We start from the raw sequence: 20,913 nt of genomic DNA on the forward strand, positions 1-20,913 counted from the left end.
TTAAGCTTCCTTTGGTTTCACTTGTCTCAAAACGTCTCTACTTGGCCTTGATACTAAATTAGTCTTACTTACATTTTCTGTTTGAAAATTATTATTAAAGTACTTCGGTTTATAACCCGGCGCCACCTGCTCTAACAAAAACATAATAGAATTAGCATCATTCTTAGTTGCAGCTTGGCAAAGCGCATTTACAGCAATATCTAAATTTTCAGGAATAATTTGGCTAGCATTTTTTACCATAAATAGTTTTTCATGCTCTGTTGGGTCATACACTTCACCTTCAATAAATAACTCCTCAAATAACTTTTCTCCCGGTCGTAACCCAGTAAACACAATATCAATATCTTTGTTAACCTCGTACCCCGATAACCTAATTAACTCCTCTGCTAAATCTACTATTTTCACTGGTTGACCCATATTTAGCATCAACACCTCACCTCCTCTACCAAGTACTGCTGCCTGTAATACAAGTTGCACTGCTTCAGGAATAGTCATGAAGTAACGACATATATCTGGATGGGTAACTGTAATAGGTCCTCCAGCAGCAATTTGCTTTTTGAATGTGGGAACCACACTGCCGCGACTACCTAACACATTCCCAAAGCGTACTGCTACATATGACTTTCCGCTTTGCTTCGCTGCTTGTAAGACTATCATTTCTGCCACTCGCTTACTGGCGCCCATTACATTAGTAGGGTTCACAGCTTTATCAGTGGATATCATCACAAAGTGGTTGACGTTGTATTTCAATGCCAATTCAACTAAGTTTCTAGTACCCACAACATTGTTAGTTATCGCTTCAGCAGGATTGACTTCCATCAATGGTACGTGTTTGTGTGCAGCAGCATGGAAAATCACATCAGGTTGATAACGCTCAAAGGCGTGCTGTAAACGGTCTCGGAAGCGAATATCTGCTATGAAAGTAGATAAACGTGGGCTGTTGTGACGCAATGTTTTAGTATCTTCTTTCAGTAGCTGAATAACTTGCTCAAGCTCCTGCTGGATATTGAATACAGAATTCTCTCCATGTCCAACTAGTATGATTTCACTCGGACGACATTTGAGAATTTGACGGCACAACTCGCTACCTATCGAACCTCCGGCGCCTGTGATCAGAACCTTCTTGCCTTGAATAAACTTAGAAACACGCTCAATATCAGTCTGCACAGGTTCACGACGTAGTAAATCTTCAATTCTCACGTCGCGAATGCTTTCAACTCTTACACGACCGTTGAGAATCTCGTTCAACCCAGGTACAGTACTCGTTTGAATACTCGCTGACTTGCAAATATCAACAACATCACGAATTACTTGTCCTGAAACACTTGGCATTGCAATAATTGCTTTACGCGCATATAACCTTCTAGCTGCTTCTGGAATTATAGTCCGGGTGCCAACAACGGGTACACCACGAATTCTTGTATTCAACTTCTGGGGATCATCGTCGATAAAACCAACCGGACGCAAACCTAGATGAGGGTTACGCTGCATCTCTTGAACTAGCGATACTCCCGCATTTCCGGCGCCAACAACTATGACACGCTCCTCCAAATCAAAGCTATCACGTCGCTGTTGAAGACGCTCAGTAACTCGAAAACTAAACCGAAAGGCGCCGATGAAAACACAAGTCAGTAAACCGTCTAGAAATGGTAGCGACTCAGGCAAATGGTCTACTGTACCAGGTAAAACATATCTTAGAACATGAAGAGTTACCGTCTGAATAATTACTGCCGCAGTCGTCAAAACACCAACATACAGCAATTCTTCAATGCTCGCATAACGCCAATAACGACGATAAAATCCAAAACTCCAAAATATCCCCACCTTGACTACTAAAAATAAACCCGTAGCTACCGCTAAATCTTCTAAAAATAACGCAATATGTAGATTCCCGTCTAGGCGCAAAATAAGTGCGAGTAACGGCGTTACTAAAAATATAACTACATCAAGAACAAATAAATGCCGATTTCGTAGTTTTAGTAACTGTTTTGAAGCAAAATTTAAAGTATTTTTAACTAACCAGTGAGAAACAAAGAATAAAAAGTTCATACCCGTCCAACCTTTCTGGGTAAACAGCACGTATCGCACCTGGAATATACATCCAAGCTAAAATCATCAATACAATCAATAGCCAAAGTATGCTTCAAAAATAGGAAACCAAACTTGTGACGCAAGGTAATCAGAGCTGCTTCTTAAAACAACTAGATTTTGGTAGATAGGTAGATTACTGCGCCCTTATATACTAGGAACGGGTTAGAACTTTACTTTTAAAGTCAAAGTTATTAAAATGCTACCCTCCGGGAAAACTGCGTTAACGTTCCTCAGCATGACATTATTAAATTCCAACAAAATTAGGTCTTAGCAATCTCGCTGCCACTAACTGCAATAATTACCTACTATTACTCAATAACATTCGCTCTCAACAATCAGTAGCATGTTATCGTAAATGCACTGCCTTGAAACTGTCTTTTCTGATTACTGCTATGTAATGAATATAGAACGGACATAAGCACATGCACCCCTAACACAAAATTTTTCACACCATGTTAACTAAAAAGATTTTATTAATTCCATATCAGAAACCGGGTTTCCTAAAGCTTAACTGTTATCCTCTGCCAATCTAGACGAGCAAAATATGCTAGAACGCCTTTGGTATCGGGTAAAGCTACTGCTGATATCAACGCCTTACATGAACTTGTGTTAAGCAATTGTTTCAACCTTTTAGCTTTGTTATCTTTTTTGTAACAGTTTTATTTAAGCTATACATGCCAAATTGGCATTACTTTCACTCGAAATAAATAATAAACGCTTGCTCTTGACGCATTAACTCAACTTTCGCAGTAAAAACTATCACCTCAATAACCAAGGCGCCATAATGAAAGCAAACAACCAACAATTAAGCCACACTCTTCATTGTGAAATCAGAATCTAACTCCAAAACTATTCCACAATAAAGAATGTAATCTTAAGTATTTTCTTGGTTAAACTTTCGCTTCTAAAGATTTTAGTAACTCAGTGTTCACACCTGATTCACGAGTCAGGGCTATCTTGCCAGTACGCGCGATTTCCCTAAGCCCAAATTTCTGCAACACTTGCACTATCGCTACCATCTTGCCGGGATCACCCACTACTTCTAGAGTTAGGGAATCTTCAGCAACGTCAACAACCCGCGCGCGAAATATTTGAGCAAGCTCAACAATCTCTGAGCGGTTAATGCTCGTCGCGTTAACTTTTAGCAACATTAGTTCGCGCTCAACGCAAGGAACTTCCGTAATGTCCAGCACCTTAAGGACATTAATCAGTTTGTAAAGTTGTTTAGTCAGTTGCTCAATAATGCGGTCATCACCTGGTACAACCATCGTAATTCGGGAAATACCTGATTGTTCAGCAGGACCAACAGCGAGACTTTCGATATTAAAACCACGACGCGCGAACAGACCAGCAATACGGGAAAGAACTCCCGCTTCGTCTTCAACAAGCACAGAAAGGGTATGTTTCATGGTAGGCAATAACAGCAAGCAGGCTTTTAACCGTCAAACAAAAAGTTTAGACAAATATTATAGACTTAAACTAAACTTAAACATGTAAGGGTTAACCCTCCAAATCTTGCGGAGTGTTACAGTTGAAAAAAATGTCTACATCTGGTGAAGGCAGAACATGAACAGGGTTTTGGTCTAACCACTCCTGAAATGAACGTCCACCTTTATTAATAAACTCGTTCAGTCCAGATATACAACTTCTACGATAAAAACCACACAATGGTTCCCACCCTTTTTCGTTCTTTGCCAAAGCTGCTATTACCTCTTCCCTCTTCGTCTCCAACCCGGATATCCACCCTCGCAAAACTTCCACCTGCAACTTAGGCAAGTCACACGCTAAAAGTAACACCCACTCAGTCTCAACATTCACTTGTACTAAAGCCTGAGCAAAACCTATCAAAGGCCCATGTGTTTGTGTTTCACCATCATTATTCAAAGACGGCGCCTCACGAATAACCTCACGAATAAACTTACAACCAGGCAATAACTCTACATAGCGTTCTTGCCAAGGAGTAACAACATAAACACTATCAGCACAAGCAGCGGCAACTTGATACACCCTTACTAACAACGGTACTCCATCCACAGGGAGCATCGCTTTATCTTTGCCCATACGTGAACTTTTCCCACCTGCCAAAATAATCGCAGTTACTTTCTCACTCATCCGTTACATCCGTTACATCCGTTGCGAACTTTGCCCCACTTGCTTCAACAATTGTTCTACAGTAGCAGGCGCCGGCAAACATTTTAATCCTTGGCAAACCAAACCAACACTGTGTTCAGGTAAATTAGATATTTCAGAAAATACCACTGTAGGTAGATGCAGAGAAATCAATGCGTCTATCTGTGAAGATGTAGTGCGAACCAAAGTTGAATTACGATACCAATCTAAAGCAGAAAACAAACTTGGACAAGCTTGGGGAGCAGTACCCATTATTAAGCGAAATGCTTTCAAAGCTTTTTCAGCCAAATCAAGATAATGTAAATTATCAGTAAGCAAAGCAAGACGTACAAGATTTGCAACTGCAAGTCCATTTGCCGATGGAGTCGCGCTATCTTGATAACTACGTTCGCGAACAATTAACTCGCTTACATTATCACTAGCTGCGTTAAAATACCCACCTAACTCAGCGCTCCACAAATATTTATCAAATTCCTCTTGAAGTTTAATCGCAGCGTCGAGAAAGTGCTGAGTGCTGAGTTTTGAGTGCTGAGTGCTGAGTTTTGAGTGCTGAGTACTATGTAAATCTAAAAGTGCTTTAATGAAAAAGGCGTAATCTTCTGATTGTGCTGGTAATGTTGCTTCACCTTCATAGTTTAATCGATGCAGGCGCCCATCTATAGATTGGTGGCTGAGAATAAAATTTGCGGCATTGGTCGCTAACTCCAGATAAACTGGTTTACGAAATACAATATAAGCTTTTGCCAAACCCGAAATCATCAAACTGTTCCAGGCGACAATCATTTTAGTATCGGTGACTGGTGGAATACGTCCTTGCCAGTTTATACTTTTCGCATCATCGTTATTACGTGCGGGTGGAAAACTTTTAACTCTATCAAACCCAACACCATAACGCACGGTAAATAATTTTTGTAAAGCTGTCTCTACTGTGTCGCTTAATTTTATCGCATGGCGCCGCTGTAATACATTTTTACCTTCAAAATTTCCTTTACTAGTAATATTGAACTGCTGTTGTAATTCTGTTAGTTCGTCCGAAGTTAACAGTTGTTGTAGTTCGCTATAACTCCAAATATAAAAGGCACCTTCTTCAGGTTCACCCCACTCTTCTTGTTCCTGATGTTTTAAGGGAGGTACAAAATTATCAGCATCTTGCGCCGCATAAAAATAACCCTCTGGCGCCGTCATTTCCCGTGCCAACCATTCTACAGTTAAAGCAACAGCCCTTTCAAACGCTGGTTCTTGTACTCCGGTACTCCAAATATTCGCTAAATACTCAACTATTTGTCCATTGTCGTAAAGCATTTTTTCAAAATGTGGAACTGTCCATGCTGGGTCTACTGTATATCTATGAAACCCACCTGCTATATGGTCAAAAATTCCACCCAACGCTAAGTCAAGCGCGCGTTGTTTACAACAAACTTTTGCGTCATAATCTGATTCAAAATTGAATCTATTTCCACGTAATGCCAACTCAGCATAGCTAATCATTGGAAACCGATTACTATCATGTTGAGGGGTAATAACTCTAACACTCGTCTCCCAACCCTGCTGTAATAACTCACTATCACTCGCTTCAGTAACTTGACCAACGGACAAAACAGCACTTTCCAACAGCGCTTCTAATATAACAGCCTTACGTTTCTGTAAATCGTCTTTCTCTGTATCGTAATATTGACGTAGCGCTTGCAGCACTTGTAAAAAACCTGGACGACCGTAACGAGGTTCTACAGGAAAATATGTACCAGCATAAAACGGTACTAAATCTTCAGGTGATAAAAATATATTTAATGGCCACCCACCAGTACCGCTCATCATCTGTAGCGCCTGCATGTAAATACTATCAAGGTCGGGACGTTCTTCGCGGTCTACTTTAATCGGTAAAAAATTCGCGTTTATATAAGAGGCAATTTCTGAATTAGAAAATGCCTCACCTTCCATAACAGTACACCAATGGCAACTTGAGTAACCAATCGAAAGAAATATAGGTTTATTTTGTAATGATGCAGTGGATAGTGCTTCATCACACCAGTACCACCAGTCTATAGGATTTTCTGCGTGCTTGCGTAAATAAAGACTTTTGGCTTGAGCAAGGCGATTAGTCATAGTTTTCAATGCACTTTCATAAGCCTACTCGTTTAGTTTAGCGCGCCTATGACTTTATATTTCTGATTAAATCTCTCTAATCTTGCACGTACAATGATGTTTGAGCAATTGGCTCAGACCTTTGTACGAATGATTCTGGTGTTTTAGTAGGATTAACCGAAGTTGAGCTAAGTGTTGCTATGAGTTGAAGCAAAAAAGTGATTATTACGGCCTGGGTTAATTTTTCAAACATAACTTCTCTCCCCGGATAGATACTCTTGGCGCCACACAAAAGCTAAGTGAAATGTAGCTTGTATTGTTTATCTACCCCTTTAGGATGATATTATCCGGAAGCCAATAGTCAAAAAGCTTGTAAAGTTACATATAGTTTGGATGAAGAGGCGTGTTCGGTTAACTGGACAGCGAACATGTGAGGAAAATCGATAAAATATACCTAAAATCACTCTTTGTGGCTACATGATTCCTATAGTAATTGAACAATCGGGTCGGGGCGAGCGCGCTTTTGATATTTACTCGCGACTCTTACGCGAGCGGATTATTTTCTTAGGGCAACCGATTGATAGCAATGTAGCTAACTTGATTGTTGCTCAACTTTTATTTTTAGATGCTGAAGACGCAGAGAAAGATATATATATGTATATCAACTCTCCCGGTGGTTCTGTAACAGCTGGTATGGGTATATTTGATACTATGAAGTATATCCGTTCGGACGTTTGTACAATTTGTACCGGACTTGCTGCTAGTATGGGTGCTTTCCTCCTTAGTGCTGGTGCCAAAGGTAAGCGCATGAGTCTCCCTCATTCGCGAATTATGATTCACCAACCTTTAGGTGGCGCCCAAGGACAAGCAACGGATATCGAAATTCAGGCTAAGGAAATTCTCTACCACAAACGGCGCCTGAATGAATATCTTGCAGAACACACAGGTAAACCTTACGATCAAATAGCCGAAGATACCGAGCGTGACTTCTTTATGTCACCTGAAGAATCAAAAGACTACGGTTTGATCGACCAAGTTATTGACCGTCACTCAGCCGGCAGTCGTCCAATGGCTATTGTAGCTTAATTATTAATTATCTCTCCCTCAAATCCCCGACTTCTTGAAGAAGTCGGGGATTTGGTTTTTGGGGTTTTTGTTAAAATCCTGCAATTGGATCAAAGGCAAGAGGGTCTTCGGGTGTAGATTGAGATTCGAGAAAGAGACGAAAATCGCGTAATTCCGAAGCGGAAAGCAAATGACGCGAACGTTTTCCGTATTGTTTTACTAAATAATCTCTTCCTTGTTCGGTTGTCCACCCTAAACGCTGCATTTCAACACCAATTTTAGCAATGTCGTCCGACTGGTCAGTCGCTTCTGTTTTCTTTTTGCGTTTATTTGTAGTTGTCGTCGAACTCGGAACAATATTTGAAACTGGTGGTAACTCAATTTCTTCTGGTGGTTCTATTGGTTCAGGTGAACTATAATTTTGTCCAGTAAAAGGTGTGACGTTATTTGGTACTTGAGTCGGTTTTTCTGGGACATCAAAATTAGACGGTACGTCATGGAGCGGACTTGGCGCCTCAAATTTGGGTACAGTTGGCGCAAATTCTTCGTATGCGTCAAATAAAGGCTCATTGTTAAATGTTGTTTCTGAAACTTTACTCAAATCTGGGATGCTTGTAGTCGCTTCAGTAAATTGACTGATATCCTGAGTTGTTTTTGTTTTTGTTTTTGTTTCAGCTTCAGTTTTCGCTGGCACAATTTCTTCTACTGGTGGTTCCGAAGCTGTATTTGTATTATTAGTTAGATTAGTTTCTTGATTACTTCTTGGCGCAGTATCAGGTGTTGGTTGAGGTTTTTGTATTTCTACTGGTACGGTTACGGGTACAGTAACATTTTCAGAAGTAATAGCGGCGCCATTATGTGAAGAATTATCAAGACTTGCTTGCTGTTGTAATGTTGGTAATGGTTGCTGGGTAGTAGTAGTGCCAGCAAAAAACGTAATCACCCGAAGGAGAGCAGAGTCCTCGGCAGTTTCTACAGTTTCGGCAGTTGCCATTGCAGTCGCGCGCGTTACACCTTCTATTTGTAAGCTTGCCTTGACTATATACTTACCGTTGTAAATTTGAACCAATTCGGTCTGCATACTGCCCGTGGGATAAGAGCTAAGAAACGAACCCAACATAAATAATAACTACCAAACAATTTAATACATGAACTAGGGTGAACTGAAAACTGGTTGCAATGGTGCGTTTAGAGCAATCAGCGAATTCTGAAATTTCAGGTAAGGACTCTTAAATAGTATAAGAGTGCTATACGATTGTAGCGCAGCCAGGATAAAGAATTTTTTAGAAAACAGCGAATTCGTCTAAGTGTTATAAAAAGCAATGCTATACTAATTACCTGATTTGATATCCAGAAGTATTTTCTGGAAGTACGCTCTAAATCTACAATAGTGAAGGTAAGGTTCACCTCACAGCTTGTTGAACTGTTTGCCTAATTGTTACCGATTCTACATGTGGAACAGTTGGGTTCGCGCCAATGTTTCTCGTGGTTAAAATGCACAGTGAGCAAGGGTCAAAGACCTCGATGCACGGCTTCAATCAAACACCTGTGATTCCGACTTCAAGGAAAGCGTTGTATAGGTTTTAGTTGGAAAGTAATCCATATCAATCCTCGTTTTAAACCCTACAGCGTCATTTTTAGGTTAAGGAAACTCACTCTAAGCGGTGCTTTGTATGACTAGCTCATGGAAGCGTTGAAACTTTGAAGAACCAAACTCACTTTAAAGGCGTGCAGTGAGAAGCGATTGTAGGCGCAGTGTATCTATATATATATAAGTATATATAGTTACGTGTATTAGATACACAATTCGGCACCTACTCCCACTTCGGTTGCTCTATATTATGAGGGCAAATTGAAACACAAGCATGTGGAGTGCCGCTGAACCCGTTTCAACAACACTTTCAACAAATGATGTTTTGACCAAAGGTCGGTTCACTGCATGGAATTTTCAATCGCTACACTCCTTGCCAATTTCACCGATGATAAATTGGTAGCTCGTAAACTGCTGGAAAAAAAACTTGGCTGCGAAGATGAAGCCAATTTGCAAAAACTTCATATTGCTTTGGAGGTCCTCGAAAAAATCGGGATTTTGGTCAAAGAGCGGGGCAAATATCGCCGTGTAACCGAAGAAGGACTTATTGAAGCAAAACTTCGCTGCTCGAGTAAGGGTTTTTGCTTTGCTATCCAAGATGTGGAAGGAGCTGAGGACATTTACATCCGCGAGAGCCATTTAAGTAATGCTTGGAATGGCGACCGTGTTTTAGTCAGAGTTTTAAAAGAAGGCTCAAGGCGCCGTTCTCCAGAAGGCGAAGTAAAGTTGATTTTAGAACGTTCCAACCACACTTTATTAGCAAGAATAAAACAGGTCGAAAATGGTTATCGGGCTGTACCTCTAGATGACCGTTTATTATTTGAGTTAAAGCTTTTAGCCGCGAATGGAAATATTGAGGCTTTAGGTCAAGCTATCGATCATCTCGCTCACGTTGAGGTATTGCGCTATCCACTCGCACAGTATCCACCACTCGGTCGAGTAGTTCAAGTCTTAGGTAGCGATGCAGAAGCAGCAGCTGATATCGATTTGGTAACTTGCAAACATGACTTGTCACGTACTTTTTCGGATGCAGTACAAGATGCAGCAGCGAGATTACCTAAAAGGCTGTTAAAGGCAGATTTGAAAAATCGACTCGACCTGCGGGAAAAATTTACTGTTGCCATAGGTACGGAAGTTGACTCAAATAACATTGAAAATGCCTTGACATTAGACTCAACTGCGAATGGGAATTGGCTGTTAGGTTTTCATATCAGCGATGTTACACATTATATTTTGCCTGATGAAATCCTCGACCGCGAAGCCCTCAAACGTGGACGGTCAGTGTATCTGGGAGAACTCTTATTGCCAATGTTACCTCCGGCAGTCTCAGAAAGGTGTGCTTTACTTCCAGGTAGCGACCGCTTGGCAATTTCCTTTTTGATCACTTTGGAAGCACGAACAGGTAATGTGCTGAAATGGGAAATTCAGCCTAGTGTTGTCAAGGTAGATAAATTCATGACCGAAGAACAAGCGAATGCAATTCTTGATGGCACCACTGAGGGCAGCACTACTAAAGGTAGAAAAGCAAAGGACTTTAGTGACACTATCGAAATGCTGCAAACCTTGCTTCGTCTTAGCAATGCTCTCAAGCAAATTCGTATCGCTCGTGGTAGTTTGCAGTTAAATTTACCACCAGTTCAAAATCCGTATTACGATGAAGGCTATTTAGGATGTCTTATTGAGAGCGACTCGCCGATGCGAATGTTGTTAACTGAGTTGGTATTATTAGTGAATCAACTCATTGCAGCACACTTGGGCGCCTTGGGAGTTCCGGCAATTTGGCGTGTTCAAGGTATCCCTGACTCCGAAGACGTGCAAGAAATGCTTAAACTTGCTATTAATTTAGGTGTTGAACTTTCTCTTCCAGAAGATATTGAGGTACAACCGCTCGACTATCAACAATTAACGCGAGTATTTGCCGAGTCAGCATCCGAGCAAGTTTTAACGTATCTCCTTCAAGATACACTCAAGCCTGCTGTTTATACTACAAATCGTGCGCCACACTTTGGTTTATCACTGACCGAAGGGTACACGCACTTTAGTTCTCCGCTGCGTCGCTACCCAGATTTATTGATGCAGCGAGTTTATTACAGCTTGCTGGAACACGGACGTGACCGTCGTAACACTCGTGTTAAAGAGCGGGTTAATTTACGTTCCTCAACATCTCACACTGAAATTAACTGGAATGTTCTTGCTCCCGAATTGCATAGTGAGCTACAAAGTGACTTAGCGCGCGTAATTACCCAAATTAACGACCGTGAAAAAGAAGTTCAAGAAGCGGAAGCTGACTTGGCTGGTTTGCAGCGCGCGTCTTTAATGAAGCAGCGCATCGGTGAAGTTTTTAATGGTGTAATTACTGGTGTTCAATCATACGGTTTTTTCGTAGAGATTGAAGTATTTACTGATGATGATGAAGAAGCCAACCCATTAAGGGTAGAGGGTCTAGTTCATGTCAGTTCATTAAAAGATGATTGGTATGAGTATCGCGCGCGACAGCAAGCATTATTTGGAAGGAAAAATCGGGCATCATATCGATTAGGTGACCGTGTAGCCGTCCAAGTTAAAAGCGTCGATTACTACCGTCAGCAAATTGATTTAGTTACAGTTGGTAGCGATGGTAATCCAATCATCGGTAAAGACTATAACACCAGCGATGTCCCTCCATTGTACATGCGTGACGACATCGAACCTAATGACGATGACGATGACGACGATGACGACATGGAAGACTACGATGACGATGACGAATAAATAAATGCCTTCTGTAGAGACGCGATACCCAAGCGTCTCTACATTTCCTAACTAGCTCCGGTGCGTGACACCACAAGATTGCTAGTTTTATTTCACAATTGTTATAGCGTCACACACCCTACCCCTGTGTCAAAACCTCTAATTATTGGCGTATCCGGTGCTTCTGGATTAGTTTACGCCGTTCGCACGATTAAATATCTCCTTGCTGCTGACTATGCTGTTGAGTTGGTTGCTTCTAAATCAACTTATATGGTATGGCAATCTGAACAAAATATTCGGATGCCACCTGAACCTAGCCTACAAGAAGTATTTTGGCGCACTCAATGTCAAGTTGAAACAACAGGTAAACTTAACTGCCATGCTTGGGGTGATGTTGGAGCCAATATTGCCAGTGGTTCGTTCCGCACTTTGGGAATGTTAATTATTCCCTGTAGTATGAGTACCGTCGCCAAACTTGCTGGCGGTTTAAGTTCTGATTTACTAGAGCGTGCCGCTGATGTACAACTTAAAGAAGGACGTAAACTTGTATTAGTACCGCGCGAAACTCCTTTTAGCTTAATTCATCTGCGAAACATGACGACACTTGCCGAAGCAGGCGCCCGGATTGTTCCTGCTATCCCAGCTTGGTATCATAATCCTCAAACAATAGAAGACTTAGTTGATTTTGTTGTTGCCCGCGCACTCGACCAACTTGATATTGACTGTATTCCAATTCAACGTTGGCAGGGTAGAAAATAAAGGCAAAACCTATAAAAACTTTTATGGCTGTAATTCGTTTAACTATATTAGTAATTGTATTGGGAGGACTAACGCTACTACTAGCGCAAAATTTTTCCCCAGCTTTACCGCTAGTGTTTTTAGGAGCGCGTACTCAACCTTTTCCCTTAGCAATGTGGATATTGTTTAGTACGCTAGCAGGCGCCACAACATCATTAATAGTTAGGAGTTTATTCGGGTTTGCTGGTTTGGGACGAGCAATACCAAAAGCCTCAAAGAGTACTAGTTCGTATCGTCAGCAAGAAACCACGTCAAGAAACACGGACAATAAGAGCCAAAGTAGCGAATATAGAAATAATACAAGAAATAATACAAGCTCAAAAGAGGACGACTGGGACTTAGAGGGTGCAAGCGAAGATTGGGACTTTGAAAGCAAACGCACGCACGCAAATGCTTATGAGCAAGATAAACGAGATAGAAGGGTGAGCGACGAAGAAGTAGAAGACCTAGACCCCGCACCTAAAAGTTCAAAGCAAGGTTCAAAGCAAGGTTCAAAGCAAGATACATCTTATTCCTACAGTTCGCGCGAGCCAAAAGATTCTGGAGTTGGCAAAACCGAGTCCATCTACGACGCGGATTACCGCGTTATTGTTCCACCATACAATCCAAATAATCCTGTAACCCCACCGTCAACACCTGAACCAAAACAAAAACAGTCGTCAGATGATGATTGGAGTTTTTTCGACGAAGACAACGAAAAATAAGACCATTCGTTTGTAGTGGCACGTGCAATAAAACGTCTCTAATTAGGGTTGTGCGAACAGTTTGGTTCACGAGACTGCTGCTTGACTTCTCCGCCCATTGCTGCCTCTTGCAGCTTCATAAAAGCATTAAAATCTTCCATATCGTAGCGAGTGGATAATAAACGCCGCAGTTGGTTTTCGGCTTCTAGGGTTAAATAGCCCGTAACCAAAGCTTCTTGAACAACATCACGAATCCGAGTCATTGTTGGAACCTCTTTAATGCCACACTTGTACATTCGGACTTTTTCAGATCAGTTATGCAGTGTTTTTGGCGCCTCAACAGCAAACAATGATAAGGAAAAGTCAAAAATCTGAGTACATTTCCTTTTTTTGGTAACAATCTACACGCCGACATAAGAAACAGGGTTTCTTTGAACCAATCAAGTTACTTGGAGTCTGTTGATAGCAACACTGTCACAGAGTGAGCTATAATTACTCCACCCAAAATGGATTTTTAATTTCATTACTGGCTTTCATAAATTGAATAAAGTTTCAACCTCTGAATTTTTAAATTTCCATTAAGACTTAAGATACCTAAGCAAGAATTCCCAAGTCACCTAACGAATGTTATTAAATTCGTTATGAATTTAATATTTGTTTATTTTAGCTTTACAAAAAAATAGTTAGTATATTACTCTCTTTAAAAGGAAAAGCATTAAAAGAATGACTGCCAGCGACTCACATCTAATCGAAGAGGAATTTCTAGAAGCTAAAAATAACTGGGAATTAGAAAAGTTATATATTGACTTGGCATCAGCAAAAGGTAAAGCACTAACGCCTGTCGAGAAAAAGTTTTTACGCGGGTTGCTTTGTGGCTATAGTCCTGCTGAGATTGCAAATACTGTTTATAAAACTCGCAGTAGCAGCACGGTTCGAGTTTACTTATCGAATGGTTTATATAAATATATAGAAGAAATGTTAAGCAACCAAACAGGAACGAGTGTTAAAGTTAAAAACTGGAGCCGTGTAACACAACTGCTAGAAAAAGCCAATTATAAAAAGAATTGGGTCTCGAAAGAAGCAACTACCAACTCAGTAATGGCACGTAAAAAAGAAATTCCAGAATTACCAAAAATTACTTCACTCAAAACTGATTGGGGTGAAGCTATCGATGTCTCGATGTTCTACGGCAGAAACCGCGAAGTTGAACAACTTCAAAGCTGGATAGTTCAAGGTAGTCGATTAGTACTATTGTTAGGTATGGCTGGTATTGGTAAAACGACATTGACCGTCAAGGCCGCACATACTGTTCAGGATGATTTTGAATTTATCATCTGGCGTTCGCTACAGTCAGAACCTCCTTTAGGAGTGATTATGCATCAGTTGATTCGATTTTTAGCGTCAAATCCGGATATCGAAATTTCTGATACCGTCGAAGGTAGTATTTCTCAGTTAATTGAGTACATACGAAGCGCGCGCTGTCTCATCGTACTAGATGGTATCGATGCAATTTTGGCAGGTGATACAAATAAAGTTTCAGATACCGCCATTTTCCCTACAATACAATATCGTCCAGGTTATGAAGGTTATGGTGAGTTGATTCGACGTTTAGGAGAGTCACAGCACCAGAGCTGTGTTTTGTTAACGAGTCGAGAAAAACCTCAAGCCATCGCTGCACTTTCTGGTGAAACTTTACCTGTAAAGACTTTAAAATTAACAGGGTTAAGCTACGTAGACAGTTTATCCGTACTCAACGCGAAAGGATTAACCAAAATCACCGAAGCCGAGTCTACTTCTTTAATTGATTGGTACTCTGGAAATCCTTTATTCTTAAAGCTAGTCGCAACCGCAATTCAAGAACTATTTGATGGTAGCGTGTATGAATTTTTACAGCAAGGAACGGTAGTTTTTGGTGAGATTCGCGCGGTAATAGATGAACAGTTTGAACGCTTATCTTATTTAGAAAAGCAAGTCATGTATTGGTTAGCACTCAACCAAGATTTTTTGTCAGTACGAAAGTTACAGAGAGATATTTTACCAAGAGTTTCGCAGCGGTTAATCTTGGAGGCGATAGAATTATTACAGAGACGGTCATTAATCGAGCGATATTCTTCTAGCTTCTCTCAAACTCCTATTATAATCGAGTATATCATTGAACGTTTAATTGATGAGAACATGCGTTCTGAAAATCCTCACACAGCTTCGCTATTAGTTAACCACCCGATTTTTGAAACACAACTTAAAAATTATATTCGTGAGCTTCGTTTTAACAGTGGAATTTAGTGTTATGGCTGATTTATTAGAAGGTTTAAATATATACTTAATTGGAATGATGGGAACCGGAAAAACAACGGTAGGGCGCCTCGTCGCGCAGCATTTGCAATATGGATTTTTGGATACCGATGATGTAATTACTAAAGCTGCGGGCAAAACAATTAGCGAAGTATTTGCTACCGATGGGGAAGAATCATTTCGCAATCTTGAAACCGATGTATTAGCTCAGGTTTGCGCCTACACAAAACTTGCAGTTGCTACTGGTGGAGGGATTATTTTACGGCGCCAAAATTGGAGTTATTTACACTACGGATTAGTTGTTTGGCTTGATGCCCCCGTTGATGTACTTTATAACCGCTTGGTATCAGATACAACTCGACCCTTATTACAAAATGCTAACCCTAAAGAAAAATTACATAAACTAGCTTTGGAACGTAAAGCCCTATATTCTGAAGCAGATTTACATATAACTATTACCGAAACAGAAGCACCCCTTGACACCGCTCAAAAAATAATTACCGCAATACCAAGCGTCCTTAAATCGAATCAATCCTTAAATTAATAAAATAAATAAATAAATAAATAAATAAATAAATTAAAGGGATAGATGATAATCGTAGTTAATACACGAAACACCTACCCCAAATTGCTGCCCAGATTATTAACCTGGAACCATTACGCCCAGTGTCTAACCATCCCAGTATCAACCGATGACTTTATGATTGTCACTCGTGTACATACTGAAATCTGTTACATTTGCAAAGAAAGTATAAAGAACATCATTATTCGCGGGTGATAAGATTTCGTCCCAAAAAAGCCAATAGTGCAGTTCCATAAGCTGCTTCAGTGTAAACTGATGGTTGTACGGGAACGTTTAAATATCGTTGGCGAATAGATGTCCAAGCTTCATTTACGGCGCCACCTCCTGCTGTATAGACGCGGTTTAATTGCGAAGCTCCAAATTGTTGTAATAACTCATACCCCCGCGCTTCAATACGGGCAATGCTTTCGAGCAAACCATGCAAAAATTCAACATCGTCATCAGGACGAGGCGCCAGTCGCGGTTGTAAATTCGCATCGTTGATAGGAAAACGCTCTCCTGGTTTAATTAATGGATAGTAATCGAGATGACTATATTTAGATAAATCAATTTTGCTGCTTAGACTTTCTAACTGGGCATTAGAGAAAAAATGTCGTAGTACAGCACCTCCAGTGTTAGAGGCGCCACCAACTAGCCATAATACTGGTGGTTGTGTAGCAGGTGTTTGAGTTAAGTTAGGGAAACGGTGACTGTAAATACCGTACTGAGAATTATCAATTTTTGTTTGGCTTAGTAACTTAATGGCAAGGGTTGAACCGAGTGACGTGACTGCATCCCCTGGTAAAAAAGCACCGCTAGCAATAAATGCCGCAATGCTATCGGTTGTTCCTGCACAGACAACGCAGGACATCGGAAAACCATAGCGACTGGATATTTCTGGTTTAACAGGCGCCATGACGTTTCCAGGCGCCAAAACTTGTGGTAACTCAATGGGCAAATTTAACTTTTCTAACCATTGAGGGTATTTTAAATTTTCTACGTCATAACCAAGCTTCAAAGCATTATGGTAATCACTAACACCTATTTTGTCGTGGAGCAAAAACGCTAACCAATCAGCTTGATGTAGAAAGTATCTTGCTTTTTCAGCACCAGGCAATTCTAACAACCATAGTAATTTTATTAAGCTTGATGTAGCACTCAATACAGTATGATTTGCTGGTGCCATTTCCAAAAGCTTATCGAGCATCATAGCCCCGCACGCCGAGTTATAAAGTAGCGGCGCCGAAACAGGTTTTCCGTCGGCATCACATAACATTACAGTCGAAGAAGTGCCATTAATCGCAATAGCTTCTACCTGCTGCCTGATTTCGAGAGGAATATCTTCCAACAGTGTAAATAAAGCTGTTTGCCAACAACCAGCAAGGTCGTTAGGCGCCATCTCAAATGCGTAACGTCTAGTAGCTAGAATACTCTGCTCAGAATCAATAACTGCACAGCGGGCGCCTCCGGTTCCAAAATCAATGCCTAAATATAAAGACATATTTCTTATTATTTCTTAATAAAACTTGAATCAATCTTGAAAAGGGGTGCTTCTTACAAACTCCAATTGTTGCATCTTGTAACAACCTATTCCCCATTTTCGGCAAAAAGGTGAAAAGTAGTAAACGAGGTATTTAAATCCAATAGTTAAGGAGACTTCAAATTATGTCTATATCAGATACCCAAGTCTATGTTGCTCTCGTCGTTGCTTTAATTCCAGGCGTATTAGCTTGGCGTTTAGCATCAGAACTTTACAAAAACTAAACTGAGCAACTTGCTGTAAAACGAATCGAACCTGGTGAAAAGAAGGTATTTCTGCTATTCAAGGGTGGTTATCAACCCCAAAAATAGTAGAAATACCTACTTGTTTTGCCAGGTTTATTTTTTTGCTAGTGAAATTACAGTAGCAAAATTATGAAAATAAAGTAATATGACAGCATTCCCCAGCCGCAATCAGTAAAATAAGTAATTAAGGTTTGCTGGCATGTAGTAAATATAACGATTTTCAAGTGTATGAATGCAATTAGAAATTACAAACAAGAAGCTCAACAACCGACCCAACAGCCAACCCAACAACCGTCAAAGTCTCCCAGACCCAAACGTCACTTGCGCGCGCGCTCCTATCAAGTTATGGCACTTGAGACGACAGCTAAAGTTGGTGTAAATATTGCAATCGGAGCTGCTGCTGTATCTGCTTTAATTCAGCTTTTACCCTATCATTGGACACAGCAAGAAAAGCTACGGGCAATACGCACCGAACTTAATCTAGCAGAAACGCGCGTAAACACCTTAAATGCGGAATTAAGCCGTAACTTCGACCCTAGCCAAGCTAAATCGATTAGAGAAGAACAAGGATTCCGTTTCGATCCAAATCAGCGCCGCATTGTATTGACTACTAATCAAGCGAATTCTTCAGATGCATCTGAATCATCTCCATGAATACAAAATCAACAGCTAATAGTTAATTGTTAATAGCACGCGTTCGCCAATGTCGGCTTATGATTAATTATTACTATTTAACTATTTAGCTATTATTGATTCGTCGTTATAGGTAAACAAAACTTTAAATTATTTTAGATATATCAGGTTGTTAGAACAAAGATACCCGACTCAAGGAGAAGTCGGGTATCTTTGTTAGTAAAAATATTAATATTTAGTTGAACCTGATTGAAACTTATGAACTAACGGTAAGCAACTTGCGGTCCTGCCCAAACGTCAACGGCTTGTTTGCCGAAGGTTACAGGTTGGTCAACTTCTGTAGCATTATTAGTTTTTCCTTCGTCGGAAACAGAAAGAAGTGCCCAATTTTCTTCACCCATTTCGCCAGCACGGAATAGAACGTGATTTGGTTGAGATTTACTCCAGCCTAACAAGATAGAGATTTTTTCATGCTCGTTTTCTTGGTGCGCTGGACCAACGGTATTTGTATGATTCTTTTCACGATGCCAAATTACGGCATAATCGGAAACGTCAGATGTATTCATTACACCTTCAAAGCGTCGTGCTAGGAAGCGCTCTCCTTTTTCTGACCAGCTTACAGGAACCAATACCCCTATTGTTCCTTCGCCGTTTGCGTCAGGTTGAGCTTTGACGTTAATCAAAACATCGCTATTGCGTGAAGTTGATGAAAGAACACGTAACGCTTTAGTTTGGCGGTCTTCGATGAATAAAACGCTACTAACGCGACTGTTATGTGTCTCAGGTTTTACTTCTAGTTGAATACGACTGTAAACTGCATAACGCCCATCTGGAGAAATTACTGGTACGCTGCGATAGTAACGTACACCACCACCTCTCGGCGCCATAGATTCTTGGGTTGCATTAATCCATTTCATTGGAATTGGGTAAGCGCTACCTAATGGGTCATTAGATTCTTGCTGCCCTGCTTCAGGTTGAGGATTAACGTTATTTGAAGTTGTAGGTAATTGTGAGTCGCGAAGTACAGGTGTCACTTTTGTGACGTATAGCGAACCATTTTCTATAGCGACCTTAGTCTTAGAAGCTTTTAGTCTCTCAATTAAATCATTCTTCTGTGCCGGAATCTCGATTGATGAAAACTCAGACCGAACAACTGGAGGCGCCAATTCAACAGCCGCTAATGAATCGTTAGTAGATTCGTTAGCGTGGGAACTATCATCCGCCAAAAGTGAATGATTATCTGTATCTAAGCTAGGTTGTTGCGGTTCAATGACAGCAGCAACCATTGTGGGCATTGAGTCAGATTTTTGTTGTGAGGAATTATTATCAGTTGTAGGCAATTGAGGATTTGCGCTACTAGTATCAACAGTATTTGCAGGTGCTGTTGGTATCGAATCAGTAGTAGCAACAGAAGCGCTCTCCAATTCTGGGGTTGTTGAAGTGGTCGCATGACTACTAGCTGCTGCTAAAGGGCCAATTAGCATCACAACTACAACATACTTAAGGAATGGTTTAGTGCGAAACCATCCCGACAACAAAAGGGTTTTCAACATCTGCTGACTCTCTAGATTGGGGTGTTGCTGTGCGAAGAGAAATACTGAGGAAGCGAAACCAGGCAAGCTATAGCTATTATGTATAACAGAGAACTAAAGCACTGAACGGAAATCCGCTTCAGTCTAGCATAGTTTTACATAAACAGGTATTTTAAACTACAACTCTCTAAAGTTTAAAAATTGTGAACAACTTTAAGTAATTCCACAATTTATAGATACACCTTGGCATCAAGCGATTCCTGAAAAACAAATAATGTTTCCAGAATTACACAGCCAATCAGTAAAAGAGGAGTTAATTTATCATTTGTTCCTAACAGAATATACTGAATGCGCTCATGCATTTAGTACTAGCAAGAACAAATTAGAAAATCTTGAACGAGCAGTTAATCAGATTTAACCAAAAATACAGTACCCATACGGAAGCGGATACCCACATGCGTATGTGTCAATAAGTTAATCAGCCGACATATATATGGTTAAATATACATAACCATACTTGTACTCGACTGCATCATTTTTTAGTTATTTACACTGATAGAGAAATAATAATAATTTCAACGCACGTTTCAGTTAATACTTTTTTGTCTGAACTGAACTCAGTAATCTGAGGCTATACTTAACATAGATTAATAATAAATTAATCGAATCTACCAAAAGAGTAAATTTTGGTAACAAGCGCTACTCAGAAAAAGTGGATAGAAACAGACACGGTAGATGTACTGGCAGGCTTCGTTCCAAATATATTATAACCCTACTCACCTATGTTTTGTCTCCCCTTTTCCTAGAAAAATTTGAGGTAAGTTATCTTTGATAAACTAATTTATTTCAGGAATGGTGGATGCTCAACCGAGTAAACACTGAATACAAGTGTTTTTGATCACAGACCGGAGCATCTAATCTGGTTTATGGGCATAAATA

General features: G+C 40.4%; 17 protein-coding genes. 8 read left to right on the top strand and 9 right to left on the bottom strand.

Annotation, left to right across the window (positions count from 1 at the left end; genetic code table 11):
• From AC2JBO_RS02200 to AC2JBO_RS02220, 5 genes are all read right to left on the bottom strand, one after another.
• Positions 1-2,049, bottom strand: a complete 2,049-nt coding sequence (locus tag AC2JBO_RS02200) for a polysaccharide biosynthesis protein (RefSeq protein WP_496951984.1) — start codon at positions 2,047-2,049, stop codon at positions 1-3.
• 932 nt (positions 2,050-2,981) lie between these two features.
• Positions 2,982-3,500: an acetolactate synthase small subunit gene (gene ilvN / locus AC2JBO_RS02205; RefSeq protein ID WP_496951985.1), complete on the bottom strand. Its 519-nt coding sequence runs from the start codon at positions 3,498-3,500 to the stop codon at positions 2,982-2,984.
• Positions 3,501-3,591: 91 nt separating this feature from the next.
• Positions 3,592-4,203: a molybdenum cofactor guanylyltransferase gene (locus AC2JBO_RS02210; RefSeq protein ID WP_496951986.1), complete on the bottom strand. Its 612-nt coding sequence runs from the start codon at positions 4,201-4,203 to the stop codon at positions 3,592-3,594.
• Positions 4,204-4,215: 12 nt separating this feature from the next.
• On the bottom strand, positions 4,216-6,324 hold the full coding sequence (locus AC2JBO_RS02215; protein WP_496951987.1) for a thioredoxin domain-containing protein: 2,109 nt from the start codon (positions 6,322-6,324) through the stop codon (positions 4,216-4,218).
• Positions 6,325-6,400: 76 nt separating this feature from the next.
• Positions 6,401-6,556: a QAALIT motif small membrane protein gene (locus tag AC2JBO_RS02220; RefSeq protein WP_496951988.1), complete on the bottom strand. Its 156-nt coding sequence runs from the start codon at positions 6,554-6,556 to the stop codon at positions 6,401-6,403.
• A 224-nt stretch (positions 6,557-6,780) separates the two neighbouring features.
• On the opposite strand from AC2JBO_RS02220, the gene clpP reads away from it, so the two are divergent.
• Positions 6,781-7,389, top strand: a complete 609-nt coding sequence (clpP, locus tag AC2JBO_RS02225; protein WP_496951989.1) for an ATP-dependent Clp endopeptidase proteolytic subunit ClpP — start codon at positions 6,781-6,783, stop codon at positions 7,387-7,389.
• A gap of 70 nt (positions 7,390-7,459) precedes the next feature.
• Here the strand turns inward: clpP and AC2JBO_RS02230 are convergent, their stop codons facing one another.
• Positions 7,460-8,449 (bottom strand): slr1353 family protein, encoded by a 990-nt coding sequence (locus AC2JBO_RS02230; protein WP_496951990.1) that lies wholly within the window; start codon positions 8,447-8,449, stop codon positions 7,460-7,462.
• A gap of 858 nt (positions 8,450-9,307) precedes the next feature.
• On the opposite strand from AC2JBO_RS02230, the gene AC2JBO_RS02235 reads away from it, so the two are divergent.
• The 3 genes from AC2JBO_RS02235 (at position 9,308) to AC2JBO_RS02245 (ending at position 13,191) form a co-directional block, all read left to right on the top strand.
• Complete coding sequence (locus AC2JBO_RS02235; RefSeq protein ID WP_496951991.1) at positions 9,308-11,710, top strand: ribonuclease R family protein; 2,403 nt, start codon at positions 9,308-9,310, stop codon at positions 11,708-11,710.
• Between the two features lie 126 nt (positions 11,711-11,836).
• Positions 11,837-12,448 (top strand): flavin prenyltransferase UbiX, encoded by a 612-nt coding sequence (locus AC2JBO_RS02240; RefSeq protein WP_496951992.1) that lies wholly within the window; start codon positions 11,837-11,839, stop codon positions 12,446-12,448.
• A 23-nt stretch (positions 12,449-12,471) separates the two neighbouring features.
• Complete coding sequence (locus tag AC2JBO_RS02245) at positions 12,472-13,191, top strand: LapA family protein (protein WP_496951993.1); 720 nt, start codon at positions 12,472-12,474, stop codon at positions 13,189-13,191.
• Positions 13,192-13,229: 38 nt separating this feature from the next.
• On the opposite strand, the gene AC2JBO_RS02250 is transcribed toward AC2JBO_RS02245, so the two are convergent.
• A complete protein-coding gene (locus AC2JBO_RS02250; protein ID WP_496951994.1) occupies positions 13,230-13,433 on the bottom strand; it encodes a hypothetical protein in 204 nt (67 codons plus the stop codon).
• Positions 13,434-13,893: 460 nt separating this feature from the next.
• On the opposite strand from AC2JBO_RS02250, the gene AC2JBO_RS02255 reads away from it, so the two are divergent.
• Positions 13,894-15,453 (top strand): NB-ARC domain-containing protein, encoded by a 1,560-nt coding sequence (locus AC2JBO_RS02255; protein WP_496951995.1) that lies wholly within the window; start codon positions 13,894-13,896, stop codon positions 15,451-15,453.
• A 4-nt stretch (positions 15,454-15,457) separates the two neighbouring features.
• Complete coding sequence (locus AC2JBO_RS02260; RefSeq protein WP_496951996.1) at positions 15,458-16,006, top strand: shikimate kinase; 549 nt, start codon at positions 15,458-15,460, stop codon at positions 16,004-16,006.
• 220 nt (positions 16,007-16,226) lie between these two features.
• Here AC2JBO_RS02260 and AC2JBO_RS02265 read toward each other — a convergent pair whose 3' ends face one another.
• Positions 16,227-17,525 carry an FGGY-family carbohydrate kinase gene (locus AC2JBO_RS02265; protein ID WP_496951997.1) on the bottom strand — a complete coding sequence of 433 codons (1,299 nt, stop codon included), beginning with the start codon at positions 17,523-17,525 and terminating at the stop codon, positions 16,227-16,229.
• A 164-nt stretch (positions 17,526-17,689) separates the two neighbouring features.
• Here AC2JBO_RS02265 and psaM point away from each other — a divergent pair, with 164 nt between their 5' ends.
• On the top strand, positions 17,690-17,788 hold the full coding sequence (gene psaM / locus AC2JBO_RS02270) for a photosystem I reaction center subunit XII (RefSeq protein WP_096688900.1): 99 nt from the start codon (positions 17,690-17,692) through the stop codon (positions 17,786-17,788).
• A 249-nt stretch (positions 17,789-18,037) separates the two neighbouring features.
• The gene (locus AC2JBO_RS02275; protein WP_496951998.1) at positions 18,038-18,463 is read left to right on the top strand and encodes a slr1601 family putative cell division protein; all 426 of its coding nucleotides are present in this window, start codon (positions 18,038-18,040) and stop codon (positions 18,461-18,463) included.
• A 242-nt stretch (positions 18,464-18,705) separates the two neighbouring features.
• On the opposite strand, the gene AC2JBO_RS02280 is transcribed toward AC2JBO_RS02275, so the two are convergent.
• Complete coding sequence (locus tag AC2JBO_RS02280; protein WP_496951999.1) at positions 18,706-19,995, bottom strand: hypothetical protein; 1,290 nt, start codon at positions 19,993-19,995, stop codon at positions 18,706-18,708.
• Positions 19,996-20,913: the final 918 nt, after the last annotated feature.

The organism is Calothrix sp. CBUCES-K 9914, assembly GCF_059640475.1.

Excerpts from the sequence above, each read along its gene's own strand:
- AC2JBO_RS02200 (WP_496951984.1), bottom strand. The coding sequence starts at position 2,049 with ATGAACTTTTTATTCTTTGTTTCTCACTGGTTAGTTAAAAATACTTTA.
- ilvN (WP_496951985.1), bottom strand. The coding sequence starts at position 3,500 with ATGAAACATACCCTTTCTGTGCTTGTTGAAGACGAAGCGGGAGTTCTT.
- AC2JBO_RS02210 (WP_496951986.1), bottom strand. The coding sequence starts at position 4,203 with ATGAGTGAGAAAGTAACTGCGATTATTTTGGCAGGTGGGAAAAGTTCA.
- AC2JBO_RS02215 (WP_496951987.1), bottom strand. The coding sequence starts at position 6,324 with ATGACTAATCGCCTTGCTCAAGCCAAAAGTCTTTATTTACGCAAGCAC.
- AC2JBO_RS02220 (WP_496951988.1), bottom strand. The coding sequence starts at position 6,556 with ATGTTTGAAAAATTAACCCAGGCCGTAATAATCACTTTTTTGCTTCAA.
- clpP (WP_496951989.1), top strand. The coding sequence starts at position 6,781 with ATGATTCCTATAGTAATTGAACAATCGGGTCGGGGCGAGCGCGCTTTT.
- AC2JBO_RS02230 (WP_496951990.1), bottom strand. The coding sequence starts at position 8,449 with ATGCAGACCGAATTGGTTCAAATTTACAACGGTAAGTATATAGTCAAG.
- AC2JBO_RS02235 (WP_496951991.1), top strand. The coding sequence starts at position 9,308 with ATGGAATTTTCAATCGCTACACTCCTTGCCAATTTCACCGATGATAAA.
- AC2JBO_RS02245 (WP_496951993.1), top strand. The coding sequence starts at position 12,472 with ATGGCTGTAATTCGTTTAACTATATTAGTAATTGTATTGGGAGGACTA.
- AC2JBO_RS02250 (WP_496951994.1), bottom strand. The coding sequence starts at position 13,433 with ATGACTCGGATTCGTGATGTTGTTCAAGAAGCTTTGGTTACGGGCTAT.
- AC2JBO_RS02255 (WP_496951995.1), top strand. The coding sequence starts at position 13,894 with ATGACTGCCAGCGACTCACATCTAATCGAAGAGGAATTTCTAGAAGCT.
- AC2JBO_RS02260 (WP_496951996.1), top strand. The coding sequence starts at position 15,458 with ATGGCTGATTTATTAGAAGGTTTAAATATATACTTAATTGGAATGATG.
- AC2JBO_RS02265 (WP_496951997.1), bottom strand. The coding sequence starts at position 17,525 with ATGTCTTTATATTTAGGCATTGATTTTGGAACCGGAGGCGCCCGCTGT.
- psaM (WP_096688900.1), top strand. The coding sequence starts at position 17,690 with ATGTCTATATCAGATACCCAAGTCTATGTTGCTCTCGTCGTTGCTTTA.
- AC2JBO_RS02275 (WP_496951998.1), top strand. The coding sequence starts at position 18,038 with ATGAATGCAATTAGAAATTACAAACAAGAAGCTCAACAACCGACCCAA.
- AC2JBO_RS02280 (WP_496951999.1), bottom strand. The coding sequence starts at position 19,995 with ATGTTGAAAACCCTTTTGTTGTCGGGATGGTTTCGCACTAAACCATTC.